Origin of the sequence: Brevundimonas sp. (assembly GCF_052436175.1) — a bacterium.
Classification (GTDB): Bacteria; Pseudomonadota; Alphaproteobacteria; order Caulobacterales; family Caulobacteraceae; genus Brevundimonas.
The window spans coordinates 84,306-101,127 of record NZ_JBQVNM010000001.1; the positions used below are offsets into that span (position 1 = coordinate 84,306).

Below are 16,822 nucleotides of genomic sequence, written 5' to 3' on the forward strand. Positions count from 1 at the left end.
CCCATCAAGGGGAGGGAGACAACAAGAAAGGCCCGGGATCGCTCCCGGGCCTGTGTCATATCGGCGGTAAGCCGGTCCTACTGGACCGGGTTGCCGTAGTTGTCGACGACCACGACCTCGCCGAGGTTCAGCCCCTTCAGCTTGTCGGTGATGGCGGCGGCGTCGCCGACCACGACCCAGGTCGTCGGGCCAGAGCCGACCACGGTGCGGGCCGCCGTGGCGGCGTCGGCCGTGGTGGTGGCGCGCACGTTGGCGGCATAGGTCTCGTAGTAGTTCTCCGGCACGCCGTAGACGACCATCCGGGTCAGTTCGCCCATGACCGCGCCGTTGGTTTCCCAGCCGCCGGCCATGCCCTGGATGATGTTGGCCTTGACCGCGTTGAGCTCGGCCTCGGTCATCGGACGACGGCCGGTGACTTCGGTCAGCTCCTTGCGCAGCTCGCCGACGCTCTCGACGGTCTTGTCCGACTGGACCCCGGCCGAGACCGAGAACATGCGCGGGCCGATGCCGGTGCGCACGCCCGAACCGGCGCCGTAGGACCAGTGCTTGTCCTCGCGCAGGTTCATGTTGATGCGGCTGGTGAAGGCGCCGCCCAGGGCCGTGTTGAACACGTCCTGTTCGGCCTCGGTCGCGGCATCGAACGGTGTGGTGATGCGGCCGGCGACGATGGTGGCCTGCGGGCCCGGGCGGTTGACGACGAGGACGCGCGGGGCGGCGTCGGCGGCCGGGACCGGGCGCTCGGGTTTGGCGGGCAGGGCCGAGGACGGCGCCTTCCAGTTCGCCAAGGCGCGTTCCAGCTGGGCCGTCAGATCGGCCAGGGTGACATCACCGACGACCACCAGGGTGGCGTTGTCCGGGCGGAACCAGGCCGCGTGGAAGGCCTCGGCGTCGGCGGGCGTCAGGGTCGCGACGGTCGTCTCGGTGCCCGAGGTGGGGCGGCCGTAGGGGTTGTCGGCGCCGAAGACGCTCGACGCCAGAACGCGGTTGGCCACGGCGCCCGGGGTGCGGTTCGACTGCTGGATGCCGGCGATCTGAAGGGCCTTGGCGCGGTTGAAGTCCTCGGGACGGAAGGCCGGGTTCTGGATGACGTCGGCATAGAGGGCCAGCGACGGCGCGAGGCGCGACGACAGGGCCGACATGGAGACCGAGGTGTAGTCGGCCGCCGAACCGGCGCCGAGGGTGGCGCCCAGCAGTTGCAGACGGTCGCTGATTTCCAGAGCGTCCAGCTCGTCGGTGCCGTTGGTCATGACCTGGGGCGCCAGTTGGGCCAGGCCCAGCTTGCCCGAGGCGTCGGTGGCCGAGCCCGCGCCGACGATCAGGTTCATGTTGACGGTCGGGACGCCCGAGCGGGAGGCCAGGACGACCTTCAGCCCGTTGGATAGGGTGGCGTGCTGGACCTGCGGGAAGACGGCGGCGGGCACCTCGCCTGGCGTCGGCACCCCGGCCTTGCGGTCGACGGTGGAAGCGGCCGTGGTGTAGTCGCCGAAGGGCAGGACGTTCAGGCGGTAGGAGCCGTCCGTCAACCAGGCGCGGCCGGCGGCCGTGACATTGGCCGGAGTGGCGGCCAACAGGCGCTCGTAGCTGGTTTTCCAGGCGGCGGGATCGCCGTGGAAGACCTGGCTCTCGGCCAGCAGGTCCGACTTGCCGCCGAAGCCGCCGATCCGCTCCAGACCGCGCACCAGACCGGCGCCGACATTGGTGCGGGCGCGTTCCAGCTCCTCAGCCGTCGGGCCGTCCTTCAGCAGCTTGGCCATCTCCTCATCGACGATGGCCTCGATGCGGGCCATGTCCTGGCCGGGCTTGGCGGTGACCATGACCAGGAACTGGCTGCCGATCTCGCCCTCGGACTGGAAGGCGGCGACCTGGGTGGCGATCTGCTCGTCGAAGACCAGGCGCTTGTAGAGGCGCGAGTTGCGACCCGAGGTCAGGGCCTGGGCCAGCAGGCCGAGGTAGTCGCTGTCGGGGGCGCCGGCCTCGGGCGTGTTCCAGACCTTGTACATGCGCGGCTGACCGACGCGGTCGTACATGGTCTCGGTCTGGGCGCCGGTCATCTTGGCGATCATGGATTCGGCGTGGGTCACGGGCGGACCCGAGGGAATGTCGCCGAAGTATTTCTCGACCTTGGCCCGGGCCTCTTCGGGCGTGATGTCGCCGGCCAGGACGATGGTCGCGTTGGCGGCGCCGTAATAGTCGCGGAAGAAGTTCTTGACGGTGTCGAGGTCGGCCGCGTTCAGGTCGTCCATCGAACCAATGACGGTGTGGCCATAGGGGTGGTCGGCGGGATAGGTGGCGTGGGTGATCGCATCCCAGACGCGGCCATAGGGCTGGTTCTCGCCCTGGCGCTTCTCGTTCTGAACAACGCCGCGCTGCTCATCGAGGCGGGCCTGGTCGATGGCGCCGACGAGGTGGCCCATCCGGTCGCTTTCCAGCCAGAGCATGGAATCCAGGGCCGAGGTCGGGACGTTCTGGAAATAGTTGGTGCGGTCGGTGTTGGTGGTGCCGTTCTGGTCGGTGGCGCCCAGCAGTTCGGTGCCCTTGAAGAAGTCGTTGTTATAGTTCTCCGACCCGTTGAACATCAGGTGTTCGAACAGGTGGGCGAAGCCGGAGCGGGCGGTCGGCTCGTTCTTGGAGCCGACGTGGTACCAGATGTTGACGGCGACGACGGGCGTCTTGTGGTCCTCGTGCACGATCAGGGTCAGGCCGTTGGGCAGGACGAACTTCGTGAACGGAATGTCGATGTCGGGCAGGGGGGCGAGGCGTTCGCCGCGCGCCTGGGCCGGGGCGGAGGCGATGGCGGCCGGGGCGGCGGCCACGCCCGACGCGACGACGGCGTCCTGGGCAAAGGCGGGAGCGGCGAGCAGGACGGAGGCGGCGACGCCTCCCAGAAGTGCCAGTCGACGGGCGGACGAACGCATGGAGACCTCGATTGAACATGGCGATCCTGTGACCGCGAGACCTGCGTAACGACAAGCCGACGTGGGGCAAAGGCGTCCGGCCTTAACTTTTGGCAATGTTTGGGGTGCGGCGGCGAACGACCCGCAGATCGGTTCTTCGCGGGATGAGATGAAATGATCGCGATGTCACACGACGCGAGATTTTAATTGCGCACGACGAGCTGAAACACGCCTTTATCGGAAACCATTTGCCGAAAAGCCCCGATTGGGCTTTATGCCGCACATGCAAAAGACCGGATCCACGCCCGCGAAGGGCTTCGTCGTGCAACCTCGTCGCCTGCCCAAGGCGGCGGCGGAGAAACGCGTGCAGGATTTCGGCGAGATCATCGTCAAGCCGACGGCGGCCAATGTGGAGGTCCAAGCCGGGCGCTGCACGTCCTGCGGCGTGCCCTTCTGTCAGGACGCCTGTCCGCTGCAGAACAATATCCCCGACTGGCTGAACCTGGCCGCCGAGGACGAGCTGCGCGAGGCCTGGAAGGCGTCGTCGGAAACCTCGACCATGCCCGAAATTTGCGGCCGCATCTGCCCGCAGGACCGGCTGTGCGAGGGCGCCTGCACCCTGAACGTCTCGGGCTGGGAAGCGGTGACCATCGGTTCGGTCGAGGCCTTCATCGCCGACACCGCCTTCGACAACGGCTGGGTCGAGCCGATCCGGCCCCTGCACGAGCGCGGCCAGTCCGTCGGGATCGTCGGGGCCGGTCCGGCCGGGATGGCGGCGGCGGACCGGCTGCGCTCGGCCGGCTATCAGGTCACCGTCTACGACCGGCACGACCGTGCGGGCGGCCTGCTGATGTATGGCATTCCCGGCTTCAAGCTGGAGAAGCGGATCGTCCAGCGCCGCCTCGACCGTCTGGCCGAGGGCGGAGTCGAGTTCGTGACCGGCTGCGAGGTCGGCAAGGATGTGACGGTGGAGGAGTTGCGTGAACGGCATGACGCCGTCCTGCTGGCCATGGGGGTCTACAGGGCGCGGGCCCTGTCGGTTCCGGGCGCGGGGCCGGGCGACACCCTGCCGGCGCTCGACTATCTGATCCAGCAGAACCGCCGCGATCTGGGCGACGCCGAGGGTCAGGACTGGACGCACGCGAAGGGTCGCCGCGTCGTGGTCGTCGGTGGCGGTGATACGGCGATGGACTGCGTCCGCACCGCCGTCCGTCAGGGCGCGGAATCGGTCGTCTGCCTCTATCGCCGCGACAAGGCCAACATGCCCGGTTCGGCCCGCGAGGTGCAGAACGCCGAGGAAGAAGGCGTGGTCTTCGAATGGCTGGGCGCGCCCAAGGCCCTGATGTCGCGCGAAGGATCGATCAGCTCGGTCCGCGCCGCGCGCATGGCCCTGTCGGAGCCCGAGTTCGGCAAGCGGCGCGAGATCATTCCCGTTCCGGGCGGCGACTTCGACCTGTCGGCCGATCTGGTGATCGAGGCGCTGGGCTTCGAGCCCGAAGCCTTCGCCGAACACCATCCCGAACTGGCCCTGACGGAATGGGGCACGGTCGTCACGAACCAGACCGCCGCGTCCGGCTTCGCCACCAGTCTGGACGGGGTGTTCGCCGCCGGGGACGCCGTGCGCGGCGCCTCCCTCGTCGTCTGGGCCGTCCGCGACGGCCAGGACGCCGCCGCCGAGATTGACCGCTATCTGCGTACGCGTACCGAGGAACAGGCCGCATGACCTGGCTGGAACAATATCAGACGGATCGGCAAAGGCTGATCGAGGCCGGCGCCTATGAGGCTTCGTCGGAGAAAGACGCCTGCGGCGTGGGCATGGTCTGCGCCATCGACGGCAAGCCGCGTCGCGAGGTGGTGGAACTGGCGGTCAAGTCGCTGAAGAACGTCGCCCACCGGGGTGCGGTCGATCCCGACGGCCTGTCGGGCGACGGCGCCGGCCTGATGGTCGAGGCGCCCCAGGGCTTCTTCGCCGAACAGGTGCGGGTCATCGGTCAGACCCTGCGGGCCGGGCCCATCGCCATCGGTCAGATCTTCCTGCCGCGCACCGATCTGGGCGCCCAGGACCGGGCTCGCGCCATCGTCGAAACCGAGGTGTTGCGCGCCGGATTCTATATCTATGGCTGGCGCCAGACGCCGATCGACCTGTCGGTGGTCGGGACCAAGGCCGGGGCGACCCGGCCGGAGATCGAGCAGATCATGCTGGCGACACCCGCGCATTTGGCGGGGGACGAGGACGGCGAGGCGCTGGAGCGCGAACTCTATCTGTGCCGTCGCCGCATAGAGAACGCCGTCCAGGCCGAGGCCATCCCGGGCTTCTACATCTGTTCGCTGTCGGCCCGGTCGCTGATCTACAAGGGCATGGTGCGGGCCGAACTGCTGGACCAGCTCTATCCCGACCTGCTGGATCCGACGTTCGAGGCGGCCTACGCCATCTTCCACCAGCGCTATTCGACCAACACCTTCCCCGAATGGCGGCTGGCCCAGCCGTTCCGGATGCTGGCCCACAACGGCGAGATCAACACGCTGAAGGGCAACCTGAACTGGATGAAGAGCCATGAGATCCGCATGGCCGCCCAGGCGTTCGGGGATCGTGACGGCGAGGTCAAGCCGGTGGTCCAGCCGGGCGGTTCGGACTCTGCGGCCCTGGACAATGTGTTCGAGGTTCTGGTTCGGGCCGGTCGGCCCGCGCCGATGGCCAAGGCCCTGCTGATCCCCGAAGCCTGGTCCAAGGACGCCGGGCTGATGAAGCGGGAGCATCAGGCCCTCTATGCCTATTGCAACGCGGTGATGGAGCCGTGGGACGGTCCGGCCGCGATCTGCGCCACCGACGGCCGCTACATCGTCTGCGGCAAGGACCGGAACGGCCTGCGTCCCCTGCGCGCCATGACCACCCATGACGGCCTGCTGCTGGCGGGGTCGGAGGCCGGTCTGGCCGGGGTGCCGGAGGCGCGGATCGCCCGGCGGCTGCCGATCGGGCCGGGGCGGATGATCGTCGCCGATCTGAAGACCGGGACCCTGCTAGACGAGGCCGAGGCGATCGACGCCCTGGCCGCCGCCCATCCCTACGCCGACTGGCTGGACAATATGGTCGATCTGGAGCCGGTGATCGGCCCAGGACCCGAGCCGCGCGCAGCGACGGGCGAGGCCCTGACGCGCCGCCAGATCGCCGCCGGTTACAGCCGCGAAGACCTGGAGATGCTGCTGGACCCGCTCGTCACCGACGGCAAGGAGGCGGTCGGCTCCATGGGGGACGACACGCCGCCCGCGGTGCTGTCGGCCCTGCCGCGACCGCTGGCCCACTATTTCCGCCAGAACTTCTCGCAGGTGACCAACCCGCCCATCGACCCCCTGCGGGAAGCCGGGGCGATGAGCCTGAAGACCCGGTTCAAGAACCTCGGCAACATCTTGGCCGAGGAAGAGGCCCAGACCAATGTTTTCGTGCTGGACAGCCCGGTCCTGACTACCGGCATGTACGAGCGGATGCTGGACGTGGTCGGCGCCGGGTCCACCGCGACCATCGACTGCTCCTACGCCCTGCCCGTGGAAGGCGCCCTGTCGGGCGCCTCGCTGAGGGCCGCCATCGACCGCATCCGCGACGAGGCCGAGGCGGCGGCGCGCGGCGGCTCCAGCCTGATCGTCCTGACCGATGAGCGGGCGTCCGAGACGCGGTTGTCCACCCCGATGATCCTGGCCACGGCGGCGGTGCACGGACGGCTGACGGACAAGGGGCTGCGGTCCTTCGTCTCCATCGTTGTGCGCTCGGCCGAGGCCCTGGACCCGCACGGGTTCGCGGTTCTGGTCGGGGTCGGCGCCACGGCGGTCAACGCCTGGCTGGCCCAGGAGATGTTCCAAGAGCGGATGGACCGGGGCGCCTATCCGGGCCTGTCGCTGCGCGACGCCTGTCTGAACTACAAGGCCGGGATCGAGGCCGGGCTGCTGAAGACCCTGGCGAGAAAGGGGATCAGTGTCATCTCCGCCTATCGTGGCGGCTGCGAGTTCGAGGTGCTGGGCCTGAGCCGGGCCCTGTCGGCGGAGTTCTTCCCCGGCGCGCCGTGCCGGATTTCGGGCATCGGCATGGCCGGGCTGGAGCAGGCGTCGCTGCGCCGGCATCAGGCGGCCTGGATCGAGGCGACGCCCGTGCCCTCGATCGGCGGCTTCTTCCGCATCCGGACCGGCGGCGAAAGCCACGCCCATGATGCGCGCACCATCCACCTGCTGCAGGACGCCTGCAATCGCGGCGACTACAGGCGCTTCAAGCAGTATTCGGCGGCGATCGCGGCTCAGCCGGACAATGCGCCGCGCGACCTGCTGGACTGGCGCGAGGGGCTGACGCCGGTGCCCGTCTACGAGGTCGAAAGCGTCTCGGATATCCGCAAGCGCTTCCTGACGCCCGGCATGTCGCTGGGGGCGCTGTCGCCTGAGGCGCACGGGGTTCTGAACGTCGCCATGAACCGGATCGGCGCCCGATCCGTCTCGGGCGAGGGCGGCGAGGATCCGGAGCGTTACGCCACGCGTCCGGACGGCGACAACATGAACTCGGCGGTCAAGCAGATCGCCTCGGGCCGGTTCGGCGTCACCGCCGAATATCTGAACCAGTGCCGCGAGATCGAGATCAAGGTGGCCCAGGGCGCCAAGCCCGGCGAGGGCGGCCAACTGCCCGGGTTCAAGGTCACGGAATTCATCGGCAAGATGCGCCACGCGGTGCCGGGCACGACGCTGATCAGCCCGCCGCCCCACCACGACATCTATTCCATCGAGGACCTGGCCCAGCTCATCTACGACCTGAAGTCGATCAACCCCGACTGCCGCGTCACGGTGAAGCTGGTCTCGGCGTCGGGCATCGGAGCGATCGCGTCCGGGGTGGCCAAGGCCAAGGCCGACGCCATCCTGATCGCCGGGCACAACGGCGGCACGGGCGCCAGCCCGCAGTCGTCGATCAAGCACGCGGGCCTGCCTTGGGAGATCGGCCTGGCCGAGACCCATCAGGTGCTCAGCCTGAACAATCTGCGCAGCCACGTCGTGGTCCGCGCGGACGGCGGCATGCGGACGGGACGGGACATCATCATCGCCGCCATCCTGGGCGCCGAGGAGTTCAACATCGGCACCGCCAGCCTGATCGCCATGGGTTGTCTGATGGTGCGTCAGTGCCATTCCAACACCTGTCCGGTGGGGGTCTGTTCGCAGGATCCGCGCCTGCGCGAGAAGTTCACGGGCACGGCCGACAAGGTGGTCAACCTGTTCAGCTTCATCGCCGAGGAGGTGCGCGAATACCTGGCCATGCTGGGCGCGCGGACCCTGGACGAGATCGTCGGCCGGACGGACCTTCTGCGCCAGGTGCGGCGCGGCGGGGCGCATCTGGACGATCTGGACCTGAACCCCCTGCTGGTTCGCGTCGAGGCGCCGGAGAAGAAGCTTTGGGCCGAGAAGGGCCGGGCGGAGGTGCCCGAAACCCTGGACGCGCGGGTTCTGAACGACGCCTGGGCCTTCCTCGACCGGGGCCAGACCTCGGAGCTCAGCTATCCGATCTCCAACGTGATGCGGACCATCGGGGCGGGCGTGTCCTCGGCCATCGTCCGGCGCTGGGGCCCCACGGGTCCGGCGGGGGTGCTGACGCTGAAGCTGACCGGATCGGCGGGCCAGTCCTTCGGGGCCTTCGCGGCCAAGGGGCTGAAGCTGGAGCTGACCGGCGAGGCCAACGACTATGTCGGCAAGGGGCTGTCGGGCGCCGAGATCGTGGTCAAGCCGGTCGACTGGCGCGAACACCAGCCCATGGTGGGCAATACGACCCTGTACGGCGCCACCTCGGGCCGGCTGTTCGTGGCAGGCTCGGGCGGCGAGCGGTTCGCCGTGCGAAACTCCGGCGCCGAGGCCGTGGTCGAGGGCCTGGGCGCCCACGGCTGCGAATACATGACCGGCGGCCGTGTCGTGGTTCTGGGTCCGACGGGCTGGAATCTGGCGGCGGGCATGTCGGGCGGAGAGCTGTTCGTCCTGGCCGACGAGGCGCGGGTGAAACTGGCCCTGAACGGCGACATGGCCGAGATCGTCCCCCTGACCGAGGCGGCGGGGGAGCGGCTGCTGGCTCTGGTCCAGGCCCATGCGGCGGCGACCGGCTCACCCCTGGCGCGGCGCTTGGTCTCGAACTGGGCCGACAGCCTGACGCGGTTCGTGCGCATCGCGCCCTCGACCGTGGCGCGGGCCGAGGCGGAACGGGAGGGCGCCCTGGCGCTCGCCGAGCCGGCCTGACGAGAAAGTCGCAGCGCGTAGGTCTCTGCACGGTCGAGGGCAGGACGGGAACCGGACGGCGCTCCGTGCGCTGATGTGCGGTTACAGTCACGCTTACCGGAATGCGCCATGAAGACCGCTCGCCTCCACACCGTCCTGTCCGTCATGGCCGTGGGGCTGCTCGGTTTGGGCGCCTGCGCCTCCGTTCCGGGTCTGTCAGGCGTGCAGGTCAATCGTGAGCAGGCGGCCCAGGGCGGCCAGACTTTCGCGGCGGGGGTGGGTCAGGCGGCGACGGCGCCCCTGGATGATCTGAACCTGCGTCGTCAGGAGGTGCCTGAGGTGCTGATCTCGGCCCGCCGGGCGCCCTATGCCGTTGACGGCCTGCGCCGATGCGCGGCCGTGATCGCCCAGATCGACGACCTGGACGAGGCCCTGGGACCGGACGTCGATCAGGCCCAGCCCGCGGCCGGAACCGGAGAGCAGGCCGGGAATCTGGCTCTGGACGTGGTGCGGGATACGGCCACGGACTTCATCCCCCTGCGATCCTGGGTGCGGCGTCTGTCGGGCGCGGCGGCCCATGACCGCGAGGTCCAGGCTGCGATCCGCGCCGGACTGGTGCGGCGCGGTTTCCTGAAGGGAATCGCCCGGCAGCGAGCCTGCCGAAGAACGGCGTCCTGACGTTCGTGAAGCCCCCGCGTGGTGGTTGGAGGCGGGATCGAACCGCCGACCTGTGGGTTATGAACCCTCCGTGCCGGTCCCTTTAAGCGGCTGATCTGCCTCCGCAATCTCGGATGCCGGTTCCGATAGTCCGGGACTATTCCGGTGCATGGCGAGCAGGGCGTCCCGGACGTCGTCTTCCATGGCGTGGGCATAGACGAGGGTGGACTTGAGGTCCGCGTGGCCCAGCAGCTTTTGCGCGATGCGCAGGTTTTTCGAGTGGCGCAGGGTCTTCATCGCCGCGTCGTGGCGCAGGGCGTGAGCGCCCTTCATGCCCCGGCTCTGGCGCAGGCCCGACCGGGTCATGGCCCGCCGGAGGGCGATGGCCGCGCCGTTGTAGGTGAGGGCGCGGACGCGGGGCTGTCCGAACTTCAGCGGCTTGAGTTCGCGGAACCAGACGGTGTCGATCCTGGCGGCGCGGGCGCGCCCCATGCGGGCGGCGAGCATGGCCGCGTCCTCGGGCAGGATGGGGATGATGTGGTCATCGTCCCCCTTGCGTTCGCGGAGATTGACGCGGGCGGCGTTGACGTCGGCCACGTCGATGTCGTCCAGGCCGAAGAACAGTTCCGAGAGGCGACAGCCGTAGCGGCGGGCGAACCGGATCAGGTCATGCCAGTGGGGGCGCACCTCGTTCAGGACCAGGTCGAACTGGTCGCCTGCGAACTCGCGCGGCTTGGGCTTGGGCTCTGCAAGGCGAAGGTCGTCCCAGTCGATGGCCGGGAGGCGTGCGCCCCACGTCTTGACGGCGCGGTTCAGGATCGGCCGGACGGCGTCGATCAGGTCTCGGTTCACGGTCGAGGCCGAGGGGTAATAGACCGTTGCGCCCTTTTTCGGCGACTTGGTGTAGCCCTGCTTGCGGCGCTTGGTCATGGCCTTGGCCATGATGTCGGCGGTGATGTCGCAGATTGGGGTGTGGGGGCCAATGCAGATCAGGGCGCGCTCTATCCGCGCCTCCAGCCGATCGATGTCTTTCAGATCGCGGCCGACTTCATCCATCCACCGCGCGGCGGCGTCGTCCAGGGTGATGCGGGAGGCGTCGTCCAGCGTCCCTTCGGCCGCCTTGACCCGCAGGTCGCGCTCTATGCGCTCGGCCGCTCTTTTCGTTTCAACGCCCGTCGATCCATGAAACCGACGACCACGGATCTGGAAGTCGTAGGCCCAGTAGGGGCTCTTTTTCGGCTTGTAGATCGACATGGGGCCGCACTCTCCGTCAGATAGGCGCGGATGTCGACTTCGATATAGCCGCGCGTCTTCCCGCGCGGGACGGCGCGGATGGCCCCGTCGTTCGTCAGGGCGGTCAGGGTCTTGGGGCTAAGCCCCAAAAGGGCCGCCGTCGCCTCGGCCGTCAGGACGCAGGCGTTGGCGAACGCGGCCATGATGCGGGCTTCGGTGGCGGGGCCGAGGGGGGTCAATGACAGCCTCCCCAGAGGCGTTGTTCCCAGTCCTTCATGCCATGAAGGTATGCCCAGCCAGCACCGTGCATCGGGCGATTTCGGCGAAAGCACGGCCCGGCCCTGAGCCAGTAACGTCCTGTGGCTCGATCATACGCGCAGCGGCGGCAATAGTAGTCGCCTTCGACGACCTCATAGCTTGTGCTGACCCAGTATTGAGGCGACCCGTCAGGTGGCGTCCGGTCACACCCGAGGCATTCCTCGCCGTCGCTGAAGTCGAAGGAACAGCGGAGGTATCCTCTGCTCTCCAAATATCGGTCTTTGTCGAAGGTCATCCTCGGCCTTCCATCCGGTCGATTTCGACCATGCCGGCGGCGGTCGGAATCCAGCCGAACGGCGCGCGTCCGACCAGGCCGTCAGCCTTCAACCGGCGCAGGGCGCTGGTGGTCTTCAGCCGGAAAGCCGACGACTTGCGGCGGTCGGCCGACATCATGGACGCGTCCGCCGTGCGGCGGACGATGTCGCTAAGCGTTGCGCCGCCCTGCGTCGCGCGCAGGACGCGGGCGCGGCGGCCGGTGGGGTTGAGGGTGGTGGTCATTGGGCCAGCCACTCCTTCGGCAAGTTATCGGGGGTCATGGAGCGGGTTTGGTGTCCACACTTCGGGCAGGTCGCGGCATCGGCGACGTCGTCGCAGTAGGCGCAATAGAACCGAGCATCCGGCATCAGGCGGCGCTCCCGGAGGGCCAGAAATAGGTGACCGGAAACCCGCCCCAGAACGGGCCTTCGCTGTCGGGGGTCATGGCCTCCAGCGCGGCCATTGCCTCACCCAAGGCGGCAAAGCGCTCCTGATCGACGGTCACCGCGCCATCGGCTCCGGTCTCGGTGTCGTCAAGAAGTTGCCAAGCCTCGTGAACCACGCTGCGGATGGCGTCGCGCGCCAGATCGGGCTGGGCAGGTGAGGCGGCGGGCCTCAGGCCGATTGTTTCGGGGTGGGCTTTGGCATCGGCGATGCCCCGATCATACCCGGCCTGTTCGGCGGCGCGGTTCTGTTCGGCGTGGCGCCCGACTAGCGACATGTAAGCCTTGGCGGCCTCGGTGCTTTCCGAGAGGATCAGGCCCCAAGCCTCGGCGGCGCTGGCTTCAGCCCGACGCATGGCCTCCAACAAGCCGCCGTCCGCACCAGCGATAATGCAGGCGGGTTCCGCGTCCTCGTTAGCGCCGAAATGCTGACGGGCGCGCCATTCCGACGTGAACGTCTCGTTGCAGTGGAAGCATCGCCACGCTGGCGGTTCAGTGACCGCCAGTGTCATGATGACGAAGCCGCGCTGCGTTCCGAAGGCCGGGTTGCGCATGATCCAGACGACACGGCGTTCCATCTGTTCGCCGGTGTAGGTCTCCGCGACATGGTCGAAACGGCGAAGGCGTAGAGTGTCGCCAACCTGAAAGTCCCGGTCGTCAAAGCGCAGTTCCCACGGCTTCAGGCCAGCCGCGATGGCATCGTAAGGCTCGATCCATGTGCGCAGTTCGTGGACGATGGGCGCGCGGGCGGCTGGGTCGTTCATGGCCGTTCTTTCGACATTCGGTTAAGGGCGTCGCCCCAGTTGGCGAACCCGCCTTGCCGCGCGGCGATGTCCAGGCATGCGGTGTGCTTCTGCGCGGTGAGGCGCTTAAGGCTCTTGGCAACGCTCTTGATCCCCCCGAGGGTCTTGGGGGTGAGCGCCTGGACCTCGGCGAGGGTGGCGTTCGTCATGCCGCAGCCCTCCGGTCGTGGTGGGCGCGGACGCGTCGCAGGGCGGCGTCCAGGGGAGAGCGGCCCTTGCCGTCGAGCCATGCGAGGCCGATCAGTTCGTCCTTCTCATTGGCCATGTCGAGGGCCCAGACCTGGACGCCGACATGCAGGCGTCTGTCGCCCTGAAATTCCAAGTTCTCGACTTCCTCCAGTTGGATCGCGCGGTCGGCGCGCTTGCGTTCGATGCGCGCGGCCAGCTGGGCGAGGGTGGCGAACTCGCTCGGGTTGGCATCCGAGGCGTCAGCCTTCTTGAACAGGGCGAAGGGTTGGCGAGGCATGGGCTTGAGGCCCCAGAAGTTGCGGCGGCGCGAGCCGTCCGGCGGGGGTGGGGTGAAGTTGTGAGCGGACAGCAGGACGGCCGCCTCCGACCAGGGCGGGCGCATCACCCGGCCTCCGTCGATCCGAGGCCCATGCGCATCGCCAGTTCGGCGCGGGCCTTGGCGTAGTTGGGGGCGACCATCGGATAGTCGGCGGGCAGCGCCCAGCGCGCGCGATACTCTTCGGGCGAGAGGTTGTATTTCGTCCGCAGGTGGCGCTTGAGGCTCTTGAACTTCCGGCCGTCCTCCAGGCAGACGATGTGGTCGGACGTGATGGATTTGCGGATCGGCACGGCCGGTTCGCCGGGCTTACGGACGACCTCCTTGTCATCGTAGGCGGTGTCGTCGCCGTCCTCGGGTTCGGCCTCGACAAAGGCTTCAACGGGATCGGGTTGACGGTCGCACTCCGGATCGGGTTGGAAGGCCTGGGCGCGCTTATCGGTGCGGGCGCGTGTCATGACGTTTTCCGTGCGGGGCACGGTCTGGGTGGCCAGAACGCTGGCCGCGCCCATCGCGCCGCCCCGATGGATCAGGACGGCGAGGCAGGCGGCAGCGCCTGGCGCATCGCCCACGGAGAGGGCTGCAAAGATGGCGTCGGCGACATCCGACAGGCCATAGTTCGGCGATGGGAACTGCACGTTGGTCCAGTCCGTCCGGCCGTCGCGCCGCGCCTTGGCCAGGGCCTCCATCGCGTCTTCGGCCAAGCGATCCACCACGACCTGGTCGCGGGCGACGGCGGCGCGTTCGCGTTCGATGGCGGCGCGCTGAGCGCGTTCTTCGTCCGTCGTTTCGATCAGCTCTGGCTGTTCGGGTTCAGGCGCGAGCGGGGCGGCGGGGGCAGGCTGTGCGGCGGCCGTCGCTTGTTCGCTCTCGGGGTTGAGCCAAGGCGTGGCGTAGTCGATCAGGGGCGCCATCGCCGTGGCGCGGTCGTGGCCAAGGACGCGGGCGCGCATCTCAAACAGGACGTCGGACGGATGGGCGTCGAAGCCGATTTCCGTCAACCATGCGCCCGCCCCGGATGAGGCTTTGAGAATGCGGACGTAGGCGGCGGCGCCCAGTTTGCGATAGCCGATGATGGACCGGGCCAGCAGGGCGTTGGACGTGGCGTCAGGCGGGGCGTTCTGGACGCGGGTGTAGTCGTCCAGGCCCTCGGCCGTGGCGGGGTCGCGGGCGATCTTGTCGGCTATCTCGACCAGCATCAGGGCTTCGCGGTCGGTCAGGCGTTCGCCAAAGGATTTCTCAGGCGCAGCCGGTTGCAGGGCGGCGCTCGCCGACCCTGCGAGATCGGCCGACCCGACGCCGCCGTGCGGCGAATCCGGTTCGCGGTGCGTCAGGGTGGCCGTGCCGAACTCCTGAAGGGCTTGCGACAGCGTCGGATGGCCGCCGCCCATGGGCGGGTCGCGGGGCGTGGCCAGCTGTAGGGTCGCGGCCTTGTAGGTCAGGTGGTCAGGGTGGTCCGACGGCAGCCGCATGCGGTCCATGTCGTCATCGGACAGGGACAGCAGCTTCAGGCGCAGCTGGATCACGCGAGGCTGTTTGCCGGTCTCGCGAGAGATGTCGGCCGTGGACATCATGAACTGGTCGCGAAGGGTGGCGAAGGCCCGAGCTTCGTCCAAGGGGTGCATGGGCTCGCGCTGCATGTTGGCGACGACGGCGGTGAGCAGGGCCTCCATCTCGCCCGGCGCGTCGCGGACGACGCGGATGGGTCGATCCTCGGGCCAGTCGCCATCCCAGATGGCCTGCTGGACGCCATGCCAGCGGCGATTGCCGTCGGTGACGATCCAGAGGCCGTCGTGGTCGGGTTCCGGCTTGACGATCAAGTTTTGCTTGAGGCCACGCGCCACGATGGAGGCGCGCAGTTCGTTGATCTTTTCGACCGCTTCGTCGCTCTCGAAATCAGAGCGGGGGTTGTCGGGGTTGGGCTTCATCTGACCGTGGGTCAGGAGCATTTCACCGGGGAGAAGTTCGCCGCCGGCCGAGGCGTCGGCGGCGCGATCGAGGGCGGCCAGCTGGTCGATGGCGTCGGGCGTCAGCGCCAGGGGATCGCGGGTCACAAGTCCCGCGCGCTCCAGCGCGCCGAGGTCTCGCGACATGTGGTTGGGGTGACGACCCGCGAGATTGGCCAGGTCGGCCATGGTGGTCCAGCCGCCGGACTGGATGGCGCGCAGGAGGGGCGCGGCGGTGACCGCCACGGGGTTGAGTTCGAAGGCCATGGTCAGGCTCCTGTGGCGCGAGAGGCGCGCCAGAGGTCGTCGGACCATTCGGCGCGAAGGTCGGGCGGAACGCCCTTGAGACCGGGGTGGGTGGACGGCAGGGCGTCCAGAAAGCGGGCGCAGCGGGCGGCCTCGGCGGGGCCGCGCGCGATGGCGCGGGCGACCCATGTGCGCCAGTTGGCCACGGTGTCGGACGGCGGCTTCGAGACCACTAGGCCGCGCCTTCTTGCTGCGCGGCGGTCGTCGGCCGATCTGGACCTCCCGACCCGACGCCGCGACGGTCCGCCAGATGGACCACGTTCGACGCCGGGCGCAGGCTGTCGAGGGCCTCGGCCAGATCAGCGGGCGGGACGTCGAAGACGATGGCCAGCAAGGTTTCGCAGCCGGGCGCGGGGGCGTGGGCGCCGTCGTGAACTTCGACGCCGGCCAGACCGTCGGACCAGCGCAGGGCGACCTGTGTCGGGGTGCGCTGGATGCGGCGCAGGACGGCGATCATGACCTGACGCGGATTGCGCCAGGTTAGATAACGCCAGCGGCCGTGGGCGTCGCTCGGCAGGTCTTCGCAGCCCCAGACGAAAGGCGTCAGGTGGACGCAGACAGATCGGATCGCGCCGGGCGGCGGCGACCATTCGGCGGCGGCGGTCGCCGCCTCGGCCTCGGCGCGGGTGACATAGGCGCGCTCGTCGGCCGTGTCGGCTCCGGACTTGCGGCGGGCGGCCATCAGCCGACCACCCAGAGGAAGGCCGGGAGGATCAGTCCGAAGGCCAGACCAACGGCGAAGACGGCCATGGTCCGGGAGGCGGTGCGGCCGGGGGTCGGCAGGACGACCGTCGCGGGGACCGGCTCGGGAGGCGCGCCGATCTGGGCGCGAAGGGCGGCGTCGTGAAGGGCGGCGGAGAGGCCGAGACAGCCGGGTAAGGCGTTTTCATGCCAGAGACAGTCGGCCGCGGTGCGGGCCTGGGCGAGGGTCAGCATCACGACCCGTTCGTCCAGGCAGAGATGGACGGGCCAGCGGCCGGACACGACCGCCACATCGATGCGGGCGCAGGGCGGGGCCTGTTCCAACTGCAGCAGCAGGTCGGCGACGACGTTGTCGTCGGAGGACGGAAAGGGAATGACGTTCGAAGCCGACGCGGACATGGGGCGCTCCCGTTGAAAGGGTGCGCCCGCGCCGGGCTGGAGTGCCGATCAGACTGATACGCTCACGGCATCCGCGCGCCGTGCGGGTCGGCGCGATCACCCGACGCGGGCGACGGGATGCAAAGCGCACCTATTTGGA

General features: G+C 68.8%; 13 protein-coding genes and 2 pseudogenes. 3 read left to right on the top strand and 12 right to left on the bottom strand.

Annotated elements, in window-relative coordinates; genetic code table 11:
• Nucleotides 1-77: 77 nt before the first annotated feature.
• The gene (locus ACT6QK_RS00370; protein ID WP_444595838.1) at nucleotides 78-2,915 is read right to left on the bottom strand and encodes a M16 family metallopeptidase; all 2,838 of its coding nucleotides are present in this window, start codon (nucleotides 2,913-2,915) and stop codon (nucleotides 78-80) included.
• Between the two features lie 262 nt (nucleotides 2,916-3,177).
• Between ACT6QK_RS00370 and ACT6QK_RS00375 the strand changes: the two genes are divergently transcribed.
• The 3 genes from ACT6QK_RS00375 (at nucleotide 3,178) to ACT6QK_RS00385 (ending at nucleotide 9,794) form a co-directional block, all read left to right on the top strand.
• The gene (locus ACT6QK_RS00375) at nucleotides 3,178-4,617 is read left to right on the top strand and encodes an NAD(P)-dependent oxidoreductase (RefSeq protein WP_444595895.1); all 1,440 of its coding nucleotides are present in this window, start codon (nucleotides 3,178-3,180) and stop codon (nucleotides 4,615-4,617) included.
• Complete coding sequence (gltB, locus tag ACT6QK_RS00380) at nucleotides 4,614-9,137, top strand: glutamate synthase large subunit (protein WP_444595839.1); 4,524 nt, start codon at nucleotides 4,614-4,616, stop codon at nucleotides 9,135-9,137. The genes ACT6QK_RS00375 and gltB overlap by 4 nt, the downstream gene beginning before the upstream one ends.
• A 108-nt stretch (nucleotides 9,138-9,245) precedes the next feature.
• Nucleotides 9,246-9,794: a hypothetical protein gene (locus ACT6QK_RS00385; protein WP_444595840.1), complete on the top strand. Its 549-nt coding sequence runs from the start codon at nucleotides 9,246-9,248 to the stop codon at nucleotides 9,792-9,794.
• A 57-nt stretch (nucleotides 9,795-9,851) separates the two neighbouring features.
• Here the strand turns inward: ACT6QK_RS00385 and ACT6QK_RS00390 are convergent, their stop codons facing one another.
• From ACT6QK_RS00390 to ACT6QK_RS00440, 11 genes and pseudogenes are all read right to left on the bottom strand, one after another.
• Complete coding sequence (locus ACT6QK_RS00390) at nucleotides 9,852-11,027, bottom strand: tyrosine-type recombinase/integrase (protein ID WP_444595841.1); 1,176 nt, start codon at nucleotides 11,025-11,027, stop codon at nucleotides 9,852-9,854.
• Nucleotides 10,913-11,209, bottom strand: coding sequence for a helix-turn-helix domain-containing protein (locus tag ACT6QK_RS00395; protein WP_444595896.1), 297 nt, complete (start codon nucleotides 11,207-11,209; stop codon nucleotides 10,913-10,915). Before ACT6QK_RS00395 ends, ACT6QK_RS00390 begins: the two co-directional genes overlap by 115 nt.
• Nucleotides 11,210-11,555: 346 nt before the next feature.
• The gene (locus tag ACT6QK_RS00400) at nucleotides 11,556-11,822 is read right to left on the bottom strand and encodes a hypothetical protein (RefSeq protein WP_444595842.1); all 267 of its coding nucleotides are present in this window, start codon (nucleotides 11,820-11,822) and stop codon (nucleotides 11,556-11,558) included.
• A 124-nt stretch (nucleotides 11,823-11,946) separates the two neighbouring features.
• A complete protein-coding gene (locus ACT6QK_RS00405; protein WP_444595843.1) occupies nucleotides 11,947-12,786 on the bottom strand; it encodes a DUF3850 domain-containing protein in 840 nt (279 codons plus the stop codon).
• The gene (locus ACT6QK_RS00410; RefSeq protein WP_444595844.1) at nucleotides 12,783-12,974 is read right to left on the bottom strand and encodes a hypothetical protein; all 192 of its coding nucleotides are present in this window, start codon (nucleotides 12,972-12,974) and stop codon (nucleotides 12,783-12,785) included. The genes ACT6QK_RS00405 and ACT6QK_RS00410 overlap by 4 nt, the downstream gene beginning before the upstream one ends.
• Nucleotides 12,971-13,396, bottom strand: a complete 426-nt coding sequence (locus ACT6QK_RS00415; protein ID WP_444595845.1) for a hypothetical protein — start codon at nucleotides 13,394-13,396, stop codon at nucleotides 12,971-12,973. The genes ACT6QK_RS00410 and ACT6QK_RS00415 overlap by 4 nt, the downstream gene beginning before the upstream one ends.
• Nucleotides 13,396-13,638, bottom strand: a pseudogene (locus ACT6QK_RS00420) (MucR family transcriptional regulator); the annotation flags it as partial. The pseudogene ACT6QK_RS00420 and the gene ACT6QK_RS00415, both read right to left, overlap by 1 nt.
• 1,191 nt (nucleotides 13,639-14,829) lie before the next feature.
• Nucleotides 14,830-15,591: pseudogene (locus ACT6QK_RS00425) on the bottom strand (ParB/RepB/Spo0J family partition protein); the annotation flags it as partial.
• Nucleotides 15,546-15,755 (bottom strand): hypothetical protein, encoded by a 210-nt coding sequence (locus tag ACT6QK_RS00430; protein WP_444595846.1) that lies wholly within the window; start codon nucleotides 15,753-15,755, stop codon nucleotides 15,546-15,548. The gene ACT6QK_RS00430 and the pseudogene ACT6QK_RS00425, both read right to left, overlap by 46 nt.
• Nucleotides 15,755-16,264, bottom strand: coding sequence for a hypothetical protein (locus ACT6QK_RS00435; RefSeq protein ID WP_444595847.1), 510 nt, complete (start codon nucleotides 16,262-16,264; stop codon nucleotides 15,755-15,757). Before ACT6QK_RS00435 ends, ACT6QK_RS00430 begins: the two co-directional genes overlap by 1 nt.
• Nucleotides 16,264-16,683 (bottom strand): hypothetical protein, encoded by a 420-nt coding sequence (locus ACT6QK_RS00440; RefSeq protein WP_444595848.1) that lies wholly within the window; start codon nucleotides 16,681-16,683, stop codon nucleotides 16,264-16,266. The genes ACT6QK_RS00435 and ACT6QK_RS00440 overlap by 1 nt, the downstream gene beginning before the upstream one ends.
• Nucleotides 16,684-16,822 lie beyond the last annotated feature (139 nt).